Below are 20,862 nucleotides of genomic sequence, written 5' to 3' on the forward strand. Positions count from 1 at the left end.
CCAGCAAAGAAAAGGCACGGCGTTGCACAACTATAGTTGCTACCCGAACGTCTGCGACTTGATGCATATCAACAGCCGCCGCTGGTGGTCTGCGGGCAGGCCGGTATAATCGGCGCCCTTCGCTCGAACACCTTTACCGTGAGCCCCATGATCCTTCCCGAAATCCACGAATTCCTTGGCTGCCGCACGCCCGACGCCTGGGTCCAGGCGGCACTGGCCGACCAGGAAACCCTGCTGATCGATCACAAGAACTGCGAGTTCAAGGCCGCCAGCACGGCGCTGAGCCTGATAGCCAAGTACCACGCCCATGTCGACCTGATCAACATGATGTCGCGCCTGGCCCGGGAGGAACTGGTGCACCACGAGCAAGTCATGCGCATCATGAAGCGGCGCAAGATCGAGTTGCGTCAGCTGCATGCCGGCCGCTACGCCTCGGGCCTGCGCAAAGTGGTGCGCAGCCATGAGCCGGTGAAACTGGTCGACACGCTGGTGGTTGGCGCTTTCATCGAAGCACGCAGTTGCGAACGCTTTGAAGCATTGGTGCCGCATCTGGATGAAGAACTGGGCAAGTTCTATTTCGGTTTGCTGAAAAGCGAGGCGCGGCACTTTCAGGGTTATCTGAAACTGGCCTATCAGTATGGTGATGCCAAGGATGTCGCGCAGGTGATTGAGCGCGTCCGTGCGGCCGAGCAGGAACTGATCGAATCGCCGGACGAGGAATTCCGCTTCCACAGCGGTGTGCCGGTCGCCGCATGACTGGGTAGGAGCTGCCGAAGGCTGCGATCTTTTGACCTTGTTTTTAGAAATCAACATCAAAAGATCGCAGCCTTCGGCGGCTCCTACAGAGGTCTGCATTTCAAAAAGGACATCATTGCTTGATTGTAAAAAACTCTTAAGAGTATGAAACATCACCGAAACCGGCCCGAGTGGCCGGTTTTTGCTGTCTGCCGTCATCGCCTGTTCGATGAATGCCAGCATAATATCGGCCCTTCCACGTTTGGCTTGGCAACGGTTGTTATGGATAACCTGGGTTTCGGCAAAGTTCTGCTGGTCGAAGACGATGAGCGTCTCGCCGCACTGATCGCACACTTTCTAGAACAACACGGCTACGAGGTACGCACGGTGCATCGCGGTGATCTGGCCATGGCTGCGTTCCTGGAATTCAAGCCGAAAGTGCTGGTGCTCGACCTGATGTTGCCGGGGCAGAGCGGTTTGCAGGTCTGCCGGGAAATTCGCAGTGTCTCGGACACGCCGATCGTGATCCTTACGGCCAAGGAAGACGATCTCGATCACATTCTCGGTCTGGAGTCCGGCGCTGACGATTACGTGATCAAACCGATCAAACCGCCGGTATTGCTCGCGCGGCTGAGGGCGTTGCAACGGCGGCAGACGCCGGACACCAGCGTGGTCAGTTTCCTCGAGTTCGGGCAATTGAGCATCGACCGCAGTTGCCGTGAAGTGCGCCTGACCGGTGAGCTGATCGAGCTGACCACCATGGAGTTCGAATTGCTCTGGTTGCTCGCCAGCGCGGCGGGCAAGATTCTTTCCCGCGATGACATTCTCAATCGCATGCGCGGCATTGCCTTCGACGGCCTCAACCGCAGCGTCGACGTCTACATCAGCAAATTGCGCAACAAGCTCAAGGACAATCCCCGCGAGCCGGTGTGCATCAAGACCGTGTGGGGCAAGGGCTATCTGTTCAATCCATTCGCGTGGGAGCTGTAGATGCTGCGCTTGTTCCTCGGCCTGTTTCTGGTAATGACGGTAGGGCTGGTGCTGGCCTTGCAGGCGGTCGAGCACACCTTCAATGCGTTGCTCGACAGCCAGATGCAGGATTACAACCGTGAAGCCGTGCGTGGTCAGGCGTGGTCGCTGGTCGATCATCTGCAAGGCCGCCAGGGCTCCGAGCGTGAACAGAAACTCGATTCATTGCGTGCGCACTACGGTCTGTCGCTGAGTCTGGTCGAGGCCGATCAACTGGCCCTGACACCGCAGGAAAAAGCCGAGCTCGCGCGGAACCTGTTGGTGATCCGCGACGATTACACGCAGTTCATCAGCAACATTGATGGCGGCTCGCAGTTGCTCAGCATCAAGCTGCCGCCAGAGCCGAGCCTGATGCCGTTCTACATCACCGCGGCGTACATGATGCTCGCGGTGTTGATCGGCATCGTTCTGTTTTTTTGGGTGCGTCCACACTGGCGCGATCTGGAAAAGCTGCGGCTGGCGGCCGAGCGTTTCGGCGACAACGATCTGTCGGTGCGCATCCAGTTGTCGCGGCGCTCGAACATCCGCGATCTGGCCGAGCACTTCAATCTGATGGCGGCGCGCATCGAGGGCTTGATCGCCAACCAGCGCGAACTGACCAACGCGGTGTCTCACGAATTGCGCACACCGATTGCGCGGCTGTCGTTCGAACTTGATCAGCTCAAACAGCTACCGGACGCCAGCGAGAATCGCGAGCTGATCGCCGACATGTATGCCGACCTTGGTGAGCTGGAGGAGATGGTCTCGGAGCTGCTGACCTACGCCAGCCTCGAGCACGGCGCGACAGTGATCAAACGGGAGAATATTCACGCGGCCGATTGGCTAGACAGCGTCGTCGGCAGTGTGGCGCTTGAGGCCGAAGCAGTGGGCGTGCAGTTGTCGATCGCCGGTTGCCAGGTCGACACGGTAAGCATCGAACCGCGCTTCATGGCGCGGGCGGTGATCAACCTTTTGCGCAATGCCATTCGCTATGCCGAACAGCGCGTCGAGGTGTCGCTGCTGCGCAATGGCGATGACTATGAAGTGCGGGTGAGTGATGACGGCCCGGGTGTGCCGCTGGAGGGACGGGAGAAAATCTTCGAACCGTTTTCACGACTGGATGCCAGCCGGGATCGGCGTACTGGCGGTTTCGGGCTGGGCCTGGCGCTGGTGCGGCGGGTTTCCCAGTCCCATGGCGGGCAGGTTGAGGTTGGCGATTCGGTGTGGGGTGGAGCGCTGTTCAGAATGACCTGGGCGCATCTGGACTGATTGATATTGCGTGAATCGGCCCCTTCGCGAGCAGGCTCGCTCCCACAGGTGATCGCAATCCAAATGTGGGAGCGAGCCTGCTCGCGAAGGGCGCGGTATTTAGCGGGTCACGCCGAGTCGCTCATGCCACTGGGCGATCGATTCTTCGGGATATTCATCAAACTGCTGATCCTTCGGCTTCGCCTCCACCTCGACCCACGGCGCTTTCGAGCCGAGCATCAGGTGCGTGCGTTCCGGCGGCACCGGCAGCGGCGTATCGATTGCCGAGGCGAATGGATGAATCAGCCCCGGCCACTCCGGGCTGAACAGCCACAGGCCGCTGCCGCACAGCGAGCAGAAGTGACGCTCGGCGCTGCTGCGATGGGCGCGTTTATCGCCGTCGGCTTTCATTTTTGCGTGGTAGATATTGATGTTTTTGCGTCCGCGAACCTGGAGAGTGGTCGCGTCACCGCCAAGGTTGATCGCATAACCGCCGCCGCCCTGGGTCTTGCGGCAGATCGAGCAATAGCAGCGTTGATAGGGATAAGGATGGGCGCTGTCGAGGCTGAACGTGACTTCGCCGCAATGGCAGGAGCCTTCGAGGTGCATGGTGCTCTCCTGTGTCTGAATGGTCCGCTTCAGCCTAGAACATTTTGCGAAGCGCTTGCCGGTGTGATGCGACCGGCGGGCGCAGCGTCTAGCCCCAGTGTCCCCGCGATCCCATGGGGCGAGACTTTCGGAACCCGGCATGCAAGCGCTGTTGAACGAGATCCTTGACGCCGTCCGGCCCCTGATCGGGCAGGGCAGGGTCGCTGACTATATTCCCGCCCTCGGCACGGTGCCGGCCAACCAGTTGGGCATCGCCGTGTACAGTAACGATGGCGAAATGTATTGCGCCGGCGACGCTGAAACGCCGTTCTCGGTGCAGAGTATTTCCAAGGTGTTCAGCCTGGTGCAGGCCATCGATCACTCCGGCGAAGCGATCTGGGAACGGCTAGGCCACGAGCCGTCCGGCCAGCCGTTCAATTCGCTGGTGCAACTGGAATTCGAGCGCGGCCGCCCGCGTAACCCGTTCATCAACGCCGGGGCGCTGGTGATCTGCGACATCAACCAGTCGCGATTCGCTGCGCCGACACTGTCGATGCGCGACTTCGTCCGACGCCTGTCGGGCAACCCGCAGATCATGATCGACGGCAAGGTCGCCGACTCCGAATATCAGCATCGCGCGCGTAATGCGGCGATGGCCTATCTGATGCAGTCGTTCGGCAACTTCCACAACGATGTCGAAGCGGTGCTGCGCAGCTATTTCAGCCATTGCGCACTGCGGATGAATTGCATCGATCTGGCCCGAGCGTTCTGCTTTCTGGCCAATGACGGGTTCTGCAAGCACAGCGGCGAGCAGATCCTGACGCGCCGCCAGACCCAACAGGTCAACTCGATCATGGCCACCAGCGGTTTGTACGACGAGGCAGGCAATTTCGCCTATCGCGTCGGCCTGCCGGGCAAGAGCGGGGTCGGCGGCGGCATCGTTGCGGTGGTGCCGGGGCAGTTCAGCGTGTGCGTGTGGTCGCCCGAGCTGAATGCCGCCGGCAACTCGCTGGCGGGGATGGCGTCGCTGGAACTGCTGAGCTCGCGGATTGGCTGGTCCGTCTTCTGAAGACACACCACGATTTCCAGTGTGGGAGCGAGCCTGCTCGCGAAGAGGTCGGCACATTCAGCATCGATGTCGTCTGATCGGACGCTTTCGCGAGCAGGCTCGCTCCCACAGGGTGCAGTGTTGCTTTGCAGGATCGTGTTCTATACATTTTCCGGCCGCCCTCTGCATGGTGAATCCGCTTCATGTCTCTTGCGCTCGAACGTCTAGTCGCTGGCACGCCGATCCCTTTCGCTGGTAACCGCGTCACCGTGGTCAGCCCCGAACTGGCCGCGCGGTTTCAGCCCGGTGACCATCTGCTGGTCGAGCAGGTCAGTGGCGAGTTGTTGCTGATCCCCGTGGCCGATCAACAGGCCGCCTCGGTGGCAATCGAGCGTGCGGCTGCGGCATTCACAGCGTTGTCGGCGGTGTCCGATGAAGCCATCAGCCAGTTTTTCGATCTGTTCGCTCAGCGCCTGGAAAGTCCTGAATGCTGGACGCAGATCGAAGCCGCCAACCGCGCCGACATCGAACGGGCCAAGGCGCGCGGCCGCTCGACCACACGCTTGCTCGCTGATGAACGCATGCGCCGCGACATGATCGCCGGGCTGCGCGCGTGGCGTGATGCGCCACCGACCCGGGGCAAAGTGATCAGCAGTGTCGAGCACGACGGCTGGAAGGTGGAGCAAGTAGTCTCGCCGCTGGGCATCGTCGCGTTTGTCTTCGAAGGCCGGCCCAACGTATTTGCCGACGCCGCCGGGGTGTTGCGCACCGGTAATACGGCTGTGCTGCGTATCGGCAGCGATGCGTTGGGCACTGCGCAAGCCATCGTCACTCACGCCTTGAACCCGGCGCTGGCCGAAGCCGGTTTGCCGGTGGGGGCGGTGTCGTTGGTCGAAAGTGTCAATCATGCTGCCGGTTGGGCGATGTTTGCCGATCGGCGTCTGTCACTGGCGGTGGCGCGGGGCTCGGGCCGTGCGGTCAGTCAGTTGGGCAGCATTGCTCAGCAGGCCGGCACTCCCGTCAGCCTGCACGGCACCGGCGGCGCGTGGTTGATCGCCGACCGTGACGCCGACGCCACTCGCTTCGCGGCAGTGGTGCGCAACTCGCTGGACCGCAAGGTCTGCAACACCCTGAACGTCTGCCTGATTCAGCGCGAACGCGCCGATGAGCTGGTGCCGCTGTTCCTCGATGCCTTGAAAGACGCCGGTACTGCGCGCGGCCAAGGCTGCAAATTGCACATCGTCGCGGGCAGTGAAAGTTGCCTGCCAAGCGAATGGCAGAACGCAACGGTCGAGGTTTATCGGGCCGAGGGTTACCAGACCGAAGCGCTGGCCGAGTCTTTGCCCGAGTCGGACCTGGGCCGCGAGTGGGAATGGGAAGAAACCCCGGAAGTCAGCCTGATGATTGTCGACGATCTGGATCAGGCGATTGCGCTGTTCAACCGTTACAGCCCGCAATTCACCGTGTCGTTGATCAGCGAGGCGGCGGCGGTTCAGGAACGTTTCTACAACGCGGTGAACGCGCCGTTCGTAGGCAACGGCATTACCCGTTGGGTCGATGGCCAGTACGCGTTGAACAAGCCGGAACTGGGGCTTTCGAACTGGGAGAGCGGGCGCCTGTTTGCGCGCAGTGCGATTCTTTCCGGGGATGGCGTGTTTACCGTGCGCAGCCGGATGACTCAGGTTGATCTCACGGTGAAACGCTGATCTGTTGATCGTTCCCGTGCTCTGCGTGGGAATGCAGCCCGTGACGCTCCGCGTCACTGGACGCAGAGCGTCCCTTGAGGCGTTCCCACGCAGAGCGTGGGAACGATCACGGTGGGGAGTCAGGCAGCGTGGCTGGCTTGCGCGCTGATCGCGCAAGTCTCAGGTTGCTCGACCAGCGGCACAAAGGTGCGGCGATCGGAAGAGAGCGCGTCGATCGAACCGGTCTCGATGTCGTACACCCAGCCATGCAGATTCAGCCGCCCTTGCTCCTGGGCCAGGCGCACACTCGGGTGGGTCTGAATATTCGCCAATTGCGCGATCACGTTCTCGCGCACCATCGAACTCAATTTCGCCGCGTCGCTGCCATGCACGCGCGCTTCGTTCATCACCTTCGCCGACTCGGCATGCTGCAGCCAGCCGCTGACGGCGGGCAGGTGATCCATGCATTTGCACTGGGCAATCGCCGTCATTGCGCCGCAATCGGAGTGGCCGCAAATCACGATATCGGTCACCCCCAGTACCGCCACCGCATACTCCACCGTCGCCGAGACCCCGCCCGGATGCGGGCTGTAGGAGGGCACGATATTGCCGGCGTTACGGATCACGAACAGTTCGCCGGGCTCTTGCTGGGTCAGCAGCTCAGGCACCACGCGACTGTCGGAACAGGTGATGAACAGCGTGCCGGGTTGCTGAGTCGTGGCCAGATGTTTGAATAGTTCGCTGCGTTGCGGGAAGGCTTCGTTCTGGAATTTCAGGAAGCCGTCGATCAGGGCTTTCATGGGCGTGTGCTCGTGGCAGAAATGAGATGGTCCGCACGCAGGATGCGGGCCGGGCGCATCAGAACGGGCGCAGCGGCAGGAACTTGCCGTCGAGCGTCACCACCGCGCGGGAGCCGCCTTCCGGGTCTTCGACTTTCTTGATGTCCAGTTTGAAGTTGATCGCACTGATGATGCCGTCACCGAACTGCTCGTGAACCAGCGCTTTCAGCGTGGTGCCGTAGATCTGGATCATTTCGTAAAAACGGTAGATGGTCGGATCGGTCGGCACGCCGCTGAGGCTGCCGCGCAAAGGAATGATCTGCAGTGCGGCGACGTCATCGGCGCTGAGGTCGAGCTTGTCGCCGACCACTTGAGCAGCGTTTTCCGGCAGCGGATGCTGGCCGAGCAGGGCGGCGGTGACGTAGGCCAGGCTGAGGCCGGTGCCGTCAGCAAGATTCTGCCACGACAGATCTTTTTTCGCCTTGGCGTCGAGAACGCGGGTGGTCAGGGCCAGGCTGTTGTCGTTGTAGGCGTGGGACTGTTGCATGGTGTCACTCCTTTCAGGGGTTGGCTTGCTTGTGTGGAAACAATGTTGCGCCGGTTGATTCATAGCGTCCAAGACCGATATACAATGCTTCGCATAAGCCCTGCCTATAGATGGTGCCCTCATGCTGTTGCGACATTTGCGTTATTTGCTCGCCGTTGCCGATCACGGTGGCTTCACCCGCGCCGCCGAAGCGCTGCATGTGTCGCAGCCGACGTTGTCGCAGCAGATTAGGCAACTGGAAGAAACCCTCGGCGTGAGCCTGTTCGATCGCACCTCGCGCACGGTGAAGCCGACGGATGCAGGCGCGGCTTATATTGAATGCGCACGGCGCGTGCTGGTGGAGCTGGAGGCCGGGCAGCGCGCCTTGCACGACGTGAAGGACTTGTCCCGCGGCACGCTACGTCTGGCGATGACGCCGACGTTCATGGCGTATCTGGTCGGGCCACTGGTGCGCGACTACGGGGCACGGTTTCCCGGGATTCATCTGGAAGTGTTCGAACTGTCGATGGACGACATCGAGGCCGGGCTGGCGGATGACTCGCTGGATGTCGCGATCGCGTTTACCCCGGTGCGCAATGCCGATATCGAATGCATACCGGCGTTTACCGAGACGCTGGGGATCATGGTCGGGCCTGGGCATCCGCTCTATGACAGCTCTTCGGTGTTGACGCCGACAGAATTGGCTTCAATGGATTTCGCCTTGCTGGCGCCGGGCTTCATTACGCGGTTATTGGTGGATGAGTATTTCCGTGAGCACGGGATTACGCCGCAGGTGCGGATTGAAGTGAATTCGGTGAGTACGTTGCTGGAAGTGGTGCGGCATGCGCCGCTGGCGACCATGCTGCCCGAGGCGATTGCCAGCGAAGACCGCGCGTTGCGCCGCTTGCGGGTCGAAGGGGAGGCGCCGCAGCGGGGAGCGGCGTTGTTGCGGCGCAGGAATAATTATCACAGTGCGGCGGCGTTGGCGTTTGTTGATCTTGTTCTGCAAACGCGTACGACATGAACAAGACCTGTGGGAGCGAGCCTGCTCGCGAATGGGGTGTGTCAGACACTGATGTTTGCGCCTGAAGAGTGCATTCGCGAGCAGGCTCGCTCCCACAAAGTTGCAGGGTGAGTTCTGGATGTAAAAAGGGCCTGTTTCTTATCAATGCAGGCCCTTTTTTACTGAAGTGTTATTCAATACAACCGATCAATCACCCGAACTTCATTCTGATTCTGCATCGAATCCCACGCCTGTTTCAGCGTCTGCAGCACACTGCCGATGAAGTCCTTGTCGGCCGCAGCCTTCTTGCCGACATAACCGTGGCCGCGGCGGTACATCTTCAGGCGGGCCAGCAGGTTTTGGTGGTTGCGGTCGAATTCCTCTTCGCCAGCGTGAGGCGACAGGCAGTCGATGTGTACCTGGCCCGACTTGCTGATCCAGAGAATATGGCTGTCGTGGCTGTCTTTCTGCGCCGCGAACATACGCGCCAGTTCTTCGATAGTGGGTTGATTGTTCAGATTCATTGTTATGCCCCTTGACCAGTCTGGTGATCTTTCAAAGTTGGTTCGCTAATACAGGTAGCCCATCGGTTAGTTGATCCCTGGCACCGAAACCAGGACGTCAGCGCTCGCCCGTATGAAGTACGGGGTCATGCATCTGTTGCATGTAGTCGTGTTGAATAACTGCTACGCAATAGCGTCACAACGAGGAGAAGCAGCGAAAACCGGGAGGCTCCTTGACGACAATCCAGTGTCGGCCACAAGCGTCTTGAGAATTTTCGCCAGCGCTTCTCGTCCTTGTACTGGACGTTCAGGCCAGGTCAGCTTCTTCAATCTGCCTTGTGGGCAGCGTGTATCCGGAAAAAACAACTCGGCGGTCAGACGAGTTTGCTCAAGCATGTTACCAGTGCTCCCGATCGGGGAGCGTCTTCATCATGCAAAAGCAAAACGATGCCGTCAACAGTTTTGTAGTGATTATTTTCAAGCACTACATATTGTCGGACAAAGCTGTTTTGGAATGAGAAAAGGTCCGTTTCGACAAAGTCGAGAAGGGAACCGCGAGGGATTCAGCGAGTCGTCGGACGCGCCGTGCGTTTGCGCGTACCGGCGGCTTTGCTCGCCGTCGACTTGCGCTTTTTCTTCCACGGCGCTGCGGCTTTGCCGGCAGGCGGCGGGCCGCTGATGGTCAGGCTGAGGGCGGAGCAGCGGCTGACCTGCTTGCTCATCCACGCAGCCTGTTTGGTGACGAATTCTTCCAGACTCATCTCGCCGCTTTGCACCATGTCCAGCGCCTGTTCCCAGATCGCCGTAGTGCCAGGATCGGCGATCGCGCGCGGCACTGCATCGATCAGGCTGAACGCCGCAGGTGTCGCCGCCAGCGCCTTGCCGTTCTTCACCAGATAACCACGATCCAGCAGCCCTTGGATGATCGATGCGCGGGTAGCTTCGGTGCCGATGCCGGTGGTGTCCTTGAGTTTCTGTTTGAGCAGCGGATCCTCGACCAGTTTGGCGACGTTCTTCATCGCCTTGATCAGATCGCCTTCGGTGTAGGGTTTTGGCGGTTGCGTCCACAGATCCTTGAGATTCACTTTCGCCACAGCGCATTCGACGCCCTGGCTGAGGGTCGGCAAGGTTTGCGGCGCGGGGGCTTCGCGGCCCTTGGCCGGGGCCAATGCCTCTGGCAGTGCACGCTTCCAGCCCGCTTCGATGATCTGCTTGCCCACCGCGCGCAGGGCCTGCCCGTTGCAGTCGAAATCAGCCTGAGTGCGATCGTATTCGTGATTGGGCAGGAACTGCGCCAGGTAGCGCGCGCGAATCAGCGTGTACACCGCGCGATGCTTGCCGGTCAGACGTTCGAGGTTCTTCGCGGCGATGGTGGGGATGATGCCGTGGTGAGCGCTGACCTTGGCGTCATTCCAGGCCCTTGAGCGCCGCTGCGGTTCGAGAAAATCCTGCAACGCTTCAAGGCTCGTATCGGCCTGGCGCAACGCTATGAGGATCGACGGCGCCTCACCGTGCTGGCTCAACGGCAGAAAGCCGCAATCACTGCGCGGATAGGTGATGACTTTGTAGGTTTCGTAAAGGGCCTGGGCGATGTCGAGGGTTTCCTGGGCGCCGAGGCCAAGCTTTTTCGAGCAGACTTCCTGCAAGGTGCCGAGATCGAAGGGCAGGGGCGCCACTTCGCGCATGCGCTCGGTTTTCAGCTTGATCACCCGTGCGCTGTCTGCACTGCTGATCGCCGCCGCTGCTTGTTGCGCCAACGCCTGATTCAGGCAGCGATCCTGATCATCACAAACGTCTGATGGTGCGCGCCACTGTGCGGTAAACGTCGTGCCGTTGTGCAGCAAATCCATGTCGATTGCCCAGAACGGTACGGGCACGAAATCGGCGATGCTGCGGTCGCGGTCGACCACCAGTCGCAGGGTGGGCGTCTGCACTCGGCCCACAGGCAGCACGCCCTGATAACCCGACTGCCGGCCCAACAAGGTGAACAGTCGACTCATGTTCATGCCGATCAGCCAGTCCGCCCGTGAACGGCCCAGCGCCGAGTGATACAGGCTGAATGTTTCGGCTCCCGGTTTCAGCGCGGCCAAGGCCTTGCGAATCGATGCCTCGTCCAGCGCCGACAGCCACAAGCGGCGGATCGGCCCGCGATAGCGGCAGTGCTCGACCAGTTCCCGGGCGATCATCTCGCCTTCACGGTCGGCGTCGGTGGCGATGATCAGTTCGCTGGCCTCGCCAAGCAGACGCTTCACCGCTTTGTACTGGCTGGCGGTGCGCGGCTTGACGGTCATCTTCCACTTGTCCGGAATGATCGGCAGATCGGCCAGCACCCAGCGCTTGTAGCGCGCGTCGTAGGCATCCGGCGGCGCTGTTTCGAGCAAGTGGCCAATGCACCAGGTCACTGTGACGTCCGTCCCCAACCAGCAGCCGTCGCCGCGCCGTTTGGCGCCGAGCACGGCCGCAATGTCTTTGGCCTGGGAAGGTTTTTCACAGAGGTACAGCCGCATAGCTACCATCGCTGGTTGGTGTGTGGAGAGGGCACAGAATGGCGGGAGTTCGCGGCGGGAGCAACTTTTATCTGTATGGATATACAGATAAAAGCGTTGCAGGAGGTTTAGCCGTTCGGCCGTAATCCAGTCGAGCTGCGCAACCATCAGCTATACCTGAACCGGTCTCTTCGCTGTGCTCAGGAGAACCTCATGAAAAGCCCCAGTCCCGTGATCAGCCTGGAACAACTTGCCGGGTGCCTGCTGGTGAAATTCCACGGCATCCAGGTCGCCGCGTCCTCCCACGCGCTAATCCTCAACGAAGCCAACTATCCGCCGGTGTACTACATCCCGCGCGAAGACATCGACGAAAAATACTTCGCCCGCACCGACCACACCAGCTATTGCCCGTACAAGGGCGACGCCAACTATTTCAGCCTGCAAGTGCCCGGACATGAGGGTGCCAACGCGGTGTGGACGTACGAAAACCCGAAGGTCTCCGTCGCATCGATCCGCGACTACGTGGCCTTTTATCCGGACCAGGTGACATTCGAAGTGATCAAGGCGGACGCCTGAGCAAAAAAATGGCGAGAGAATCGCTTCCCTCGCCATTGTGTCAGCGGGTTTTTCAGTTCTTGTCGAGATCGATATTCTTCGTCTCACGCAGACAGATCATCCCTACCACCAGGCTCACCCCGGTGATCAGCACCGGATACCACAGCCCGTAGAAAATATCCCCGGTGTACACCACCAGCGCAAACGACACGGTGGGCAGGAAGCCGCCGAACCAGCCGTTGCCGATGTGATAGGGCAGCGACATCGAGGTGTAGCGAATGCGGGTCGGGAACAGTTCGACCATCAACGCGGCCAGCGGGCCGTAGCACATGGCCGAGATGATGATCAGCGCGACGATCAGGGCGACGATCATCGGTTTGTTGATCTGCTGCATATCGGCTTGTTGCGGGTAGCCGGCGAGGGTGATCGCGCCGCGCAGTGCCGCCTCATCGAAACCATCCAGCTTCACGTCGCCGACACTCACTTGCACGGCGCTGCCCGCAGGCGCTGCGACGCTGGAGTAGGGCAGGCCTTGTTTGACCAGGAAGGTCTTGACCTTGTCGCAGGGGCTGTCGAATTTAGCCTTGCCCACCGGATCGAACTGGAAGGTGCAAGTGGCGGGGTCGGCGAGGACGGTGATCGGCGCCTGACGGCTGGCCTGATCGATCGCCGGATTGGCGTAGTGGGCCAAGGACTTGAAGATCGGGAAGTACAGCGCGGTCGCCAGCAGCAGGCCGAGCATCAGCACCGGTTTACGCCCGACCTTGTCCGACAGCCAGCCGAAAAAGATGAAGAATGGGGCGCCGATCACCACACTGATGATCAGCAGACTGTTGGCCACCGCCGGGTCCATTTTCAGGAACTGGGTGAGGAAGAACAGCACATAGAACTGCGCAGCGTAAAAGGTCACCGCTTGCCCGGCGTTGATGCTGAACAGCGCGATCAGCACGACTTTGAGGTTTTCCCATTTGCCGAAGGATTCGCGGATCGGCGCCTTCGAGGTTTTGCCTTCTTCCTTCATTTTCAGGTAGGCCGGCGACTCGTGCAGGCTCAGGCGAATCCAGGTGGAAATACCCAGCAGCACGATCGACAGCAGAAACGGAATGCGCCAGCCCCAGACTTCAAACTGGTCGCCGGTGAAGTAGCGGCAACCGAGCACTACCAGCAGCGAGAGCAGCAGGCCGAGGGTCGCGGTGGATTGAATCCAACTGGTGTGGAAGCCGCGTTTGCCGATGGGCGCGTGCTCGGCCACGTAGGTCGCCGCACCACCGTATTCGCCACCGAGCGCCAGGCCCTGAAGCATGCGCAGCACCACCAGAATGATCGGCGCGGCGATGCCGATGCTGGCGTAGGTCGGCAGCAGGCCGACGCAGAACGTCGCCACGCCCATCAGAATGATCGTCGCCAGAAAGGTGTATTTGCGCCCGATCATGTCGCCCAGGCGGCCGAACACCAACGCGCCGAACGGCCGTACGATGAAGCCGGCGGCGAACGCCATGAGCGCGAAGATGAATGCCGTGGTGTCGTTGACCCCGGCGAAGAACTGCTTGCTGATCACCGCCGCGAGGGCGCCGTAGAGGAAGAAGTCATACCACTCGAACACCGTCCCGAGTGATGAGGCGAAGATGACTTTCTGCGTGGCGTTGCTGGTCTCGGCGCTGCCCGCAGCGTCCAGCGGCTGAACGTGTTCTGACATATCGGTATCCCTCACAGTGATTGTTTTTGTTGTTCCACTGGTGTTGCGTGTCCGGTAATGCGCGATGCCTTGAATCTAACGCGGTGTCCTGTAGGAGCTGCCGAAGGCTGCGATCTTTTGATCTTGTTTCAGATCTGGAAGAAACAAAGTCAAAAGATCGCAGCCTTCGGCAGCTCCTACCGGGTCTGAGCCAATTCCAGTTTTGGGGTGTTGCTCCTGGTGTTGGGTTTGAGCATGAGTTGTGCTGCCTTCTCGGCAATCATCAGCGTAGGCGAACAGGTATTGCCCGAGGTAATTCTTGGCATGATCGACGCATCGGCAACGCGCAGACCCGGCACGCCATGCACGCGCAATTGCGCATCGACCACTGCGTCACCGTCGTTGCCCATACGGCAGGTGCCGACCGGATGGAAAATCGTCGTGCCGATTTTCGCCGCCGCTTCATGCAGTTGTTCTTCGCTTTGCAAGCTGTCGCCGGGCAGGTATTCCACCGGTTTGAACGCTTGCAGGGCTGGGGCGCTGACGATGCGCCGGGTCAGGCGAATTGCATCGGCGGCCACGCGCAGATCTTCTGGATGGCTGAGGTAATTGGGCTGGATCAGCGGCGCCGCCTGCGGATCGGAGGAGCGAATCTCGATGCGCCCACGGCTCTGCGGGCGCAAGTCGCACACCGAGGCGGTGAACGCCGGGAAGCTGTGCAGCGGCTCGCCAAAGCGCTCCAGCGACAGCGGCTGCACGTGATATTGCAGGTTCGCCGAAGTCTGCTCAGGGCCGGAGCGGGCAAACGCGCCCAACTGGCTCGGTGCCATCGACAGCGGCCCGCTGCGGTCGTACAGATAACGCAGGCCCATGCCCATCTTGCCCCACACGCTGCCGGCGATCTGGTTCAGGGTGCGAGCGTTTTCCAGCTTGTAGATCAGGCGCAGTTGCAGGTGATCCTGCAGGTTGCCGCCGACGCCCGGCAGCTCATGAATCACGCCGATGCCCAAACGTTCGAGCAGCGGCCGCGGACCGATCCCGGAGCGCTGCAGAATGCTCGGCGAGCCGACCGAGCCGGCGCACAAGACAATCTCCTTGCGCGCCTTGAACTGTCTGGTCTGGCCTTCATGCTGCGCGCTGACTTTCGCCGCGCGGCCATTCTCCAGCAAGACACGATCAACCTCGACGCCGGTCAGCACAGTCAGGTTCGCCCGGCTGCGCAGCGGTTTCAAAAAGGCCTTGGCCGCGTTCCAGCGCACCCCGGCTTTCTGGTTGACCTGAAAGTAACCGCAGCCCTCGTTGTCGCCCTGGTTGAAGTCATTGATGCTGGCGATGCCGCTTTGCTCGGCAGCGCTGCGAAAGGCATCCAGAATCGGCCACGACAGGCGCTGCTGCTCGACCCGCCATTCACCCTGATCGCCATGAAATTCAGCGCCGCCGGCAAAGTGGTTTTCGCTCTGTTTGAACAGCGGCAGCACGTCTTTCCAGGCCCAGCCCGGATTGCCCGCCGCCGCCCAGCCGTCATAGTCGCCGGCCTGGCCGCGCATGTAGATCATGCCGTTGATCGACGAACAGCCGCCCAGCACCTTACCCCGCGGATAACTCAGCGCGCGGCCATTGAGACCCGGTTGTTGTTCGGTTTTGAAGCACCAGTCGGTGCGCGGGTTTCCGATGCAGAACAGGTAACCCACAGGAATGTGAATCCAGGCGTAGTTGTCGCGTCCGCCGGCTTCGAGCAGCAACACCCGTTGCTGTGGATCCGCTGAGAGCCGGTTGGCCAGCAAGCACCCGGCAGGGCCGGCGCCGACCACGATGTAGTCGAATTCATCCAGGGACGTCTGCATGCCCTGACCTCGCTTTTTGTTTTTATTGTCGGACACTCTAGTTGTTAGCTTTCGTTAAAAGAATGTTAGTTTTTGCGCAGCCGCTGTGCGTTTTCAAACAGCCCGAAGTGACGACAGCTGACAAGGACCTGCCATGTTCGACTGGAACGACCTGCGCTTTTTTCTCGAGCTGCAACGCAGCGGCCGCCTGCTCACCGCCGCGCGCCGGCTCAACACCACCCACGCGACGGTGGCGCGGCATATTGAATCGATCGAGAAAAGCCTCGGCACGGCGCTGTTCGTCCAGCACGCCCAAGGCTATGAAATGACCCCGGCGGGGGAGGCGCTGCTCAAGCACGCCGAAGCGATGGAAAACGTCGCGCTGCTGGCGCAGGAAGAAATCACCCAGTCCACCGCGCCGCTGGGCAAGATCCGCGTCGGCGTCACCGAAGGCCTCGGCATTAAGTTTCTCGCCAGTCGCATGATTGGCTTGTTCGAACGTTATCCGGGGCTGGAAGTGGAACTGGTCGCCGTGCCGCGCTTTGTCAGCATCCTCAACCGTGAAGCGGAGATCAGCATCCACCTCGAACGGCCGTCCGCCGACATGCTGGTCACGCGCAAGCTCACTGACTATCGGCTCGCGCTTTACGCCAGCCAAACCTACCTCGACAACGCACCGCCACTGCACAGCCGCGAAGACCTGGGCCGACATGCTTGGATCGGTTACGTTGACGACCTGCTGTTCAGTCAGGAACTGATGTTCCTCAACAGCTTCTGCCGCAGCCCGCGTGTGGTGTTTCACAGCACCAGCGTCATCGCCCAACAGGAAGCCGCTCGGTCAGGATTGGGCATTGCGGTGTTGCCTTGCTACATGGCCGCTTCCGACCCGGATCTGGTGGCGCTGTTGCCCGATGAAAGCATCGAGCGCAGCTACTGGATCAGCACCCGCCGGGAGCTGCACAAATCCGTGCGGCTGCGAGTGGTCTGGGATTATGTGGTGGGGTTGTGTGAGGCCGAGCAGGGCCTGTTGCGCGGTTAAACCTGCCGCATCCAAATCCCCCTGTGGGAGCGAGCCTGCTCGCGAAGGCAGTCTTTCAGCAACATCGATGCTGACGGAACCACCGCTTTCGCGAGCAGGCTCGCTCCCACAGGGTTATACACCGTGGCTGCTTTCGCGGATTGATAAATATATGGATATCCGTATATTCGTTATCCCGCATATGGCGAGCCGATCACCATGATCACCCCCACCGAAGTCTTCAAAAGCCTCGCCGACGAAACCCGCGTCCGCGCCATCCTGCTCATCGCCGAGCAAGGTGAACTCTGCGTTTGCGAGTTGATGTGTGCGCTCGACGACAGCCAGCCGAAAATCAGCCGCCATCTCGCGCAACTGCGCAGTAACGGTTTGCTGCTCGACCGCCGTCAGGGCCAGTGGGTGTATTACCGCCTCAATCCGGAACTGCCGGCATGGATCGGCGAAATCCTTCAGCTGACATCCAAGGCCAATGCCGATTGGCTCAAGGACAACGCCGCGCGCCTGCAAAACATGGATGGCCGTCCCGTGCGCGAACGCGCCTGCTGCTGAATCTTCCACTATCTACGGAGCGCATCGATGCGAGTCCTGTTCATGTGCACGGCCAATAGCTGCCGCAGCATTCTTTCCGAAGCCATGTTCAATCACCTGGCTCCCGCTGGTTTCCAAGCGGTGAGTGCCGGCAGTTTTCCCAAAGGCCAGATTCTGCCGCGCAGCCTGTCGACGCTGCAAAAGCACGGCATCGCCATCGACGGGTTGCACAGCAAAGGCAACGATGCCTTCGCAAACAACCCGCCGGATATCGTCATCACTGTCTGCGACAAAGCCGCCGGCGAAACCTGTCCGGTGTATTTCGGTCCGGCACTGAAAACGCATTGGGGACTGGAAGATCCGTCCGAAGTGCAGGGCGACGAGGCGGCAATCGACGCGGCATTCCAAGCCACTCTGATGCGCATCGGTGAACGCTGCCAAGCCTTCCTCGATCTGCCGTTTCACTCGCTCAGTCGCGAGCAACTGAAAGCCGAACTCGATCGCATCGGCACGCTGTAAGGAGGCTTCATGACAAATCATTTGCCCAACCTCGACGCCAGCCTGATCGACGCTGTTAAGCCATCGAATGTCGGCGAACACAAACCGCGCATCCTTCTGCTCTACGGCTCGACCCGCGAGCGCTCGTTCAGCCGTTTGCTGGTCGAGGAGGCCGCGCGCCTGCTCGAACACTTTGGCGCCGAAACGCGGATCTTCAACCCATCCGGTTTGCCATTGCCCGACGACGTCCCGGTCGACCATCCCAAGGTGCAGGAATTGCGCGATCTGGTGTTGTGGTCGGAAGGCCAGGTCTGGTGCTCGCCGGAACGCCACGGCGCGATGTCCGCCGTGTTCAAAGCGCAGATCGACTGGATCCCGCTGGAACTCGGCGCTGTGCGCCCGACCCAAGGCAAAACCCTGGCGGTGATGCAAGTCTGCGGCGGCTCGCAGTCGTTCAACGTGGTCAACCAACTTCGCGTCCTCGGCCGCTGGATGCGCATGTTCACCATCCCCAATCAGTCCTCTGTACCCAAGGCCTACATGGAGTTCGATGAAGAAGGGCGGATGAAACCCTCGCCGTTCTACGATCGGGTGGTGGATGTGATCGAGGAGTTGGTGAAGTTCACCGTGCTGCTGCGGGGGCAGCAGGCGCATCTGGTCGATCGTTATTCCGAGCGCAAGGAGAGTGCTGAACAGTTGATGGCGCGGGTGAATCAGCGGTCGATTTGACCCGCCATCCCCAGCCAGGCTCATTCCTTTTTGGGAGTGAGCCTGCTCGCACTGACGCTCCATGGCTGGCACACCGCCACGGCTTGCACCGCCCCCTCTCGACTGTCACTCTTCTGGCCGTTCTTCAAGGATCAGAAGGAATCAAGGATTGAGTGGCTACGTTCCAAACCCGCCGAAAAACTATCGCTACGAAGAAGCCAAACCCGTCGACATACACGCCCAGCATTGGGCCGAGTATGAGAAGCATGGGAAAGAGCCTGCGCGCGAGCCTGAGAAAATCGGGATTGCGTTGAGGATCGGGGTGTTCTTTGATGGCACGGGCAACAACGCGAACAACTCAGCTGCGGGGTTGTTGTGTGGGGCTCAGCATCCGATTGCGCCTGAGGATATTCCCGCCAGTTGCCAGCCTTATATGGGTGATCCGGATAGTAGTTATGGTAACGATGTCAGCAATGTGAAGAAGCTGAGCGACTTGTACTTCGCACCGCAGCAGGCCGAAGGTGATGGTCTTCAAAAACAAGCGTTTCGTATGATCTATGTCGAAGGGATCGGAACTCGAGCAGGAGAAGAGGACAGCACGTTCGGTGCGGGTAGCGGTCGAGGAGAAACAGGCGTAGCTGGTCGAGTTCAGCTGTCATTTACAGACATCAAACTACGTATCAAGGACGTTTTGGATAGCCATCCAAATAGCGAGATTACCTCGCTCACGTTTGACACTTTTGGCTTTAGCCGTGGCGCTGCTGCTGCTAGACACTTCGCGAACGAAATCGTACGGGGAAAACAAGGTCCGCTAGGTGATGTTCTGCGCAGTAACGCCCGAGCATTTAGCCGAACCTTCGTTGAACAGTACAACGGCAGTATCAGGATGGGATTCATTGGTCTTTTCGACACTGTGCCGTCGGTTGCAGGCTGGTCAAATCTGGGCAACGTAAAAAGCCCCATCGCGACGGGCATTAAGTTGTACCTCGACCGGCGTTTTTTTACAGATGTGATTCAACTCTCTGCTCGCGACGAGTGCCGAGCTAACTTCGCCTTGAGTCGCGTCAAAGCAGACCATTTGGAAATCACCCTGCCAGGTGCTCATTCCGACATCGGCGGCGGCTACCTTGATGAGGTCCAGGAGTGCGTGCTCGTAACTCCCATGCAGACACTTGAGGTCTCGCAGTTTACCGATGTCTCGACCACCTCGATCTACCTCGACGCGATGGCTATCAAAGACCAGTGGCTGGCGCAGGGTTGGCCTGCAGAGATGCTAGAAGTCGTCACCCCAAATGCATTGCTTCTGCCAATCGATAGACAGGATCGACTTGGTCCTCGCAAGAAACGTGTTTACGCAGCACTTCAACTCAAGCGCCCAGTGAGTGGCATGCTGTCCAGGGTATATCTTCGAGTGATGCTCCAGTTCGCAAAAGAAAAAGGGGTGAAGTTCAACGACATTCCAGACACCCCGGAATTGGCAGTGCCAGCGGAACTTCGTGCGCTATGCGATCGATTCCTGGCAGGTGATTACAGCACCACCCCGCAGGAGGAAAAACAACTGAGGCTGAAATACATTCACATGTCCGCAAACTGGAACCATCCCCTTGGGCGAAGGGATGGCAGTGGTATCCGTGCCGTCTACATCAATGCACCTACGGCCGACTCGATTCGCGTGCAGCATCCCCATGTACCTGACTGGACACTTTGGTAATGAAAATATTTATACCCTTGCTGTGCGCGCTGGTCATTGCCGGTTGCCAGTCTGCTGATCCACTCTCAGCCAAAAATGACCCGAAGTCCGAATGGTGGGAGCTGGCGTTCATTGAGCCGGCTTATATGAAGGTATGGGTAGAGAACAGTTCGGTGCAAGACATTAGAGGAAGGATTTTCTATAAAACCGGCGGCGGTACCGCTGCTGGGGGCGAGCCTGAAGATGGTACAGAGTCAGGCCGGGGGTGGACGGGTGGAGTAGGTGGCAGTGGGAAGAGAGTAGTGGGAGCCGATTTACCTGTTCGCATCTGGGTCCGTTGGCAATCAATCGTCGAACAGAAAACCTGGCAAGCGTGGGTAGACATTCCAGAGGAGGCCCGGCAGTTGATGGTGACGTCCGTTAATCAACGTTGCCCGATGACCCCGGACCAAGAGGCGAGATCCATGGCCTCGGTCTATCTGGGCCTGGCTCCCGGTGGTGTCGTACAAGTCTGGGTCAGAGACTCATGCCACCATCCTGTAAAAGTCGCCAGAGCACAGGCAGAGATCGAGCCTTTAGGACCGAGTCAGGGTAAGAACCAAGGACGCTACGCCTATCCCGTCAGCGAAAAGTCCAAGCGCTATATCGAGAAATTCGGCATTCCATACGGAAGTTGGTAAGCGCTGACGCCGTGAGTCGTCCACTGTGCCGCCGCGCGCAATGTCGATTCACGGCTGCCA

At 59.8% G+C, this 20,862-nt stretch carries 20 protein-coding genes; 13 read left to right on the forward strand and 7 right to left on the reverse strand.

What is annotated here, in order from left to right; genetic code table 11:
- Positions 1 to 147 precede the first annotated feature (147 nt).
- From AC0IXA_RS05500 to AC0IXA_RS05510, 3 genes are all read left to right on the forward strand, one after another.
- A complete protein-coding gene (locus tag AC0IXA_RS05500) occupies positions 148 to 756 on the forward strand; it encodes a MiaE family protein (RefSeq protein ID WP_041480839.1) in 609 nt (202 codons plus the stop codon).
- Positions 757 to 1,017: 261 nt separating this feature from the next.
- Positions 1,018 to 1,725 (forward strand): response regulator, encoded by a 708-nt coding sequence (locus AC0IXA_RS05505; RefSeq protein ID WP_016775114.1) that lies wholly within the window; start codon positions 1,018 to 1,020, stop codon positions 1,723 to 1,725.
- Positions 1,726 to 3,012 (forward strand): ATP-binding protein, encoded by a 1,287-nt coding sequence (locus tag AC0IXA_RS05510; protein ID WP_471812104.1) that lies wholly within the window; start codon positions 1,726 to 1,728, stop codon positions 3,010 to 3,012.
- A 99-nt stretch (positions 3,013 to 3,111) separates the two neighbouring features.
- On the opposite strand, the gene AC0IXA_RS05515 is transcribed toward AC0IXA_RS05510, so the two are convergent.
- Positions 3,112 to 3,600: a GFA family protein gene (locus tag AC0IXA_RS05515; protein WP_341637246.1), complete on the reverse strand. Its 489-nt coding sequence runs from the start codon at positions 3,598 to 3,600 to the stop codon at positions 3,112 to 3,114.
- Positions 3,601 to 3,739: 139 nt separating this feature from the next.
- Here AC0IXA_RS05515 and glsB point away from each other — a divergent pair, with 139 nt between their 5' ends.
- Both glsB and AC0IXA_RS05525 read left to right on the forward strand, forming a co-directional pair.
- Positions 3,740 to 4,648 (forward strand): glutaminase B, encoded by a 909-nt coding sequence (gene glsB / locus AC0IXA_RS05520; RefSeq protein ID WP_471812106.1) that lies wholly within the window; start codon positions 3,740 to 3,742, stop codon positions 4,646 to 4,648.
- A gap of 182 nt (positions 4,649 to 4,830) precedes the next feature.
- Positions 4,831 to 6,333 (forward strand): aldehyde dehydrogenase family protein, encoded by a 1,503-nt coding sequence (locus AC0IXA_RS05525; RefSeq protein WP_471812108.1) that lies wholly within the window; start codon positions 4,831 to 4,833, stop codon positions 6,331 to 6,333.
- A gap of 119 nt (positions 6,334 to 6,452) precedes the next feature.
- On the opposite strand, the gene AC0IXA_RS05530 is transcribed toward AC0IXA_RS05525, so the two are convergent.
- Positions 6,453 to 7,112: a carbonic anhydrase gene (locus AC0IXA_RS05530; protein ID WP_110645597.1), complete on the reverse strand. Its 660-nt coding sequence runs from the start codon at positions 7,110 to 7,112 to the stop codon at positions 6,453 to 6,455.
- Between the two features lie 58 nt (positions 7,113 to 7,170).
- A complete protein-coding gene (gene cynS, locus AC0IXA_RS05535; RefSeq protein WP_341637249.1) occupies positions 7,171 to 7,638 on the reverse strand; it encodes a cyanase in 468 nt (155 codons plus the stop codon).
- Between the two features lie 121 nt (positions 7,639 to 7,759).
- Between cynS and cynR the strand changes: the two genes are divergently transcribed.
- The gene (gene cynR, locus AC0IXA_RS05540) at positions 7,760 to 8,641 is read left to right on the forward strand and encodes a transcriptional regulator CynR (protein ID WP_471812110.1); all 882 of its coding nucleotides are present in this window, start codon (positions 7,760 to 7,762) and stop codon (positions 8,639 to 8,641) included.
- A gap of 173 nt (positions 8,642 to 8,814) precedes the next feature.
- Here the strand turns inward: cynR and AC0IXA_RS05545 are convergent, their stop codons facing one another.
- The gene (locus AC0IXA_RS05545; protein ID WP_041480831.1) at positions 8,815 to 9,144 is read right to left on the reverse strand and encodes a hypothetical protein; all 330 of its coding nucleotides are present in this window, start codon (positions 9,142 to 9,144) and stop codon (positions 8,815 to 8,817) included.
- Between the two features lie 542 nt (positions 9,145 to 9,686).
- Positions 9,687 to 11,630, reverse strand: a complete 1,944-nt coding sequence (locus AC0IXA_RS05550; protein ID WP_341637251.1) for a DNA topoisomerase III — start codon at positions 11,628 to 11,630, stop codon at positions 9,687 to 9,689.
- A gap of 192 nt (positions 11,631 to 11,822) precedes the next feature.
- On the opposite strand from AC0IXA_RS05550, the gene AC0IXA_RS05555 reads away from it, so the two are divergent.
- Positions 11,823 to 12,185, forward strand: coding sequence for a DUF427 domain-containing protein (locus AC0IXA_RS05555; protein WP_341637252.1), 363 nt, complete (start codon positions 11,823 to 11,825; stop codon positions 12,183 to 12,185).
- 52 nt (positions 12,186 to 12,237) lie between these two features.
- On the opposite strand, the gene AC0IXA_RS05560 is transcribed toward AC0IXA_RS05555, so the two are convergent.
- Both AC0IXA_RS05560 and AC0IXA_RS05565 read right to left on the reverse strand, forming a co-directional pair.
- Positions 12,238 to 13,860, reverse strand: coding sequence for an MFS transporter (locus AC0IXA_RS05560; RefSeq protein WP_024013261.1), 1,623 nt, complete (start codon positions 13,858 to 13,860; stop codon positions 12,238 to 12,240).
- 176 nt (positions 13,861 to 14,036) lie between these two features.
- The gene (locus AC0IXA_RS05565) at positions 14,037 to 15,683 is read right to left on the reverse strand and encodes a GMC family oxidoreductase (protein ID WP_341637253.1); all 1,647 of its coding nucleotides are present in this window, start codon (positions 15,681 to 15,683) and stop codon (positions 14,037 to 14,039) included.
- A gap of 133 nt (positions 15,684 to 15,816) precedes the next feature.
- Here AC0IXA_RS05565 and AC0IXA_RS05570 point away from each other — a divergent pair, with 133 nt between their 5' ends.
- The 6 genes from AC0IXA_RS05570 (at position 15,817) to AC0IXA_RS05595 (ending at position 20,802) form a co-directional block, all read left to right on the forward strand.
- Positions 15,817 to 16,701, forward strand: a complete 885-nt coding sequence (locus tag AC0IXA_RS05570; RefSeq protein ID WP_016775104.1) for a LysR family transcriptional regulator — start codon at positions 15,817 to 15,819, stop codon at positions 16,699 to 16,701.
- A gap of 198 nt (positions 16,702 to 16,899) precedes the next feature.
- Entirely contained in the window at positions 16,900 to 17,247 is a 348-nt protein-coding gene (locus AC0IXA_RS05575; RefSeq protein ID WP_016775103.1) for a metalloregulator ArsR/SmtB family transcription factor, read from the forward strand.
- Positions 17,248 to 17,274: 27 nt separating this feature from the next.
- The gene (locus tag AC0IXA_RS05580; RefSeq protein ID WP_471812113.1) at positions 17,275 to 17,745 is read left to right on the forward strand and encodes an arsenate reductase ArsC; all 471 of its coding nucleotides are present in this window, start codon (positions 17,275 to 17,277) and stop codon (positions 17,743 to 17,745) included.
- Between the two features lie 9 nt (positions 17,746 to 17,754).
- Positions 17,755 to 18,453: an arsenical resistance protein ArsH gene (arsH, locus tag AC0IXA_RS05585; RefSeq protein WP_212616558.1), complete on the forward strand. Its 699-nt coding sequence runs from the start codon at positions 17,755 to 17,757 to the stop codon at positions 18,451 to 18,453.
- A 148-nt stretch (positions 18,454 to 18,601) separates the two neighbouring features.
- Positions 18,602 to 20,143, forward strand: coding sequence for a DUF2235 domain-containing protein (locus tag AC0IXA_RS05590; RefSeq protein ID WP_341637254.1), 1,542 nt, complete (start codon positions 18,602 to 18,604; stop codon positions 20,141 to 20,143).
- On the forward strand, positions 20,143 to 20,802 hold the full coding sequence (locus tag AC0IXA_RS05595; RefSeq protein ID WP_341637255.1) for a DUF2931 family protein: 660 nt from the start codon (positions 20,143 to 20,145) through the stop codon (positions 20,800 to 20,802). The genes AC0IXA_RS05590 and AC0IXA_RS05595 overlap by 1 nt, the downstream gene beginning before the upstream one ends.
- Positions 20,803 to 20,862 lie beyond the last annotated feature (60 nt).

The sequence above is a fragment of the Pseudomonas sp. AC083 genome (genome assembly GCF_979253165.1).

Coding starts and splice junctions, on each gene's coding strand:
- AC0IXA_RS05500 (WP_041480839.1), top strand. CDS start 148: ATGATCCTTCCCGAAATCCACGAATTCCTTGGCTGCCGCACGCCCGAC.
- AC0IXA_RS05505 (WP_016775114.1), top strand. CDS start 1,018: ATGGATAACCTGGGTTTCGGCAAAGTTCTGCTGGTCGAAGACGATGAG.
- AC0IXA_RS05510 (WP_471812104.1), top strand. CDS start 1,726: ATGCTGCGCTTGTTCCTCGGCCTGTTTCTGGTAATGACGGTAGGGCTG.
- AC0IXA_RS05515 (WP_341637246.1), bottom strand. CDS start 3,600: ATGCACCTCGAAGGCTCCTGCCATTGCGGCGAAGTCACGTTCAGCCTC.
- glsB (WP_471812106.1), top strand. CDS start 3,740: ATGCAAGCGCTGTTGAACGAGATCCTTGACGCCGTCCGGCCCCTGATC.
- AC0IXA_RS05525 (WP_471812108.1), top strand. CDS start 4,831: ATGTCTCTTGCGCTCGAACGTCTAGTCGCTGGCACGCCGATCCCTTTC.
- AC0IXA_RS05530 (WP_110645597.1), bottom strand. CDS start 7,112: ATGAAAGCCCTGATCGACGGCTTCCTGAAATTCCAGAACGAAGCCTTC.
- cynS (WP_341637249.1), bottom strand. CDS start 7,638: ATGCAACAGTCCCACGCCTACAACGACAACAGCCTGGCCCTGACCACC.
- cynR (WP_471812110.1), top strand. CDS start 7,760: ATGCTGTTGCGACATTTGCGTTATTTGCTCGCCGTTGCCGATCACGGT.
- AC0IXA_RS05545 (WP_041480831.1), bottom strand. CDS start 9,144: ATGAATCTGAACAATCAACCCACTATCGAAGAACTGGCGCGTATGTTC.
- AC0IXA_RS05550 (WP_341637251.1), bottom strand. CDS start 11,630: ATGCGGCTGTACCTCTGTGAAAAACCTTCCCAGGCCAAAGACATTGCG.
- AC0IXA_RS05555 (WP_341637252.1), top strand. CDS start 11,823: ATGAAAAGCCCCAGTCCCGTGATCAGCCTGGAACAACTTGCCGGGTGC.
- AC0IXA_RS05560 (WP_024013261.1), bottom strand. CDS start 13,860: ATGTCAGAACACGTTCAGCCGCTGGACGCTGCGGGCAGCGCCGAGACC.
- AC0IXA_RS05565 (WP_341637253.1), bottom strand. CDS start 15,683: ATGCAGACGTCCCTGGATGAATTCGACTACATCGTGGTCGGCGCCGGC.
- AC0IXA_RS05570 (WP_016775104.1), top strand. CDS start 15,817: ATGTTCGACTGGAACGACCTGCGCTTTTTTCTCGAGCTGCAACGCAGC.
- AC0IXA_RS05575 (WP_016775103.1), top strand. CDS start 16,900: ATGATCACCCCCACCGAAGTCTTCAAAAGCCTCGCCGACGAAACCCGC.
- AC0IXA_RS05580 (WP_471812113.1), top strand. CDS start 17,275: ATGCGAGTCCTGTTCATGTGCACGGCCAATAGCTGCCGCAGCATTCTT.
- arsH (WP_212616558.1), top strand. CDS start 17,755: ATGACAAATCATTTGCCCAACCTCGACGCCAGCCTGATCGACGCTGTT.
- AC0IXA_RS05595 (WP_341637255.1), top strand. CDS start 20,143: ATGAAAATATTTATACCCTTGCTGTGCGCGCTGGTCATTGCCGGTTGC.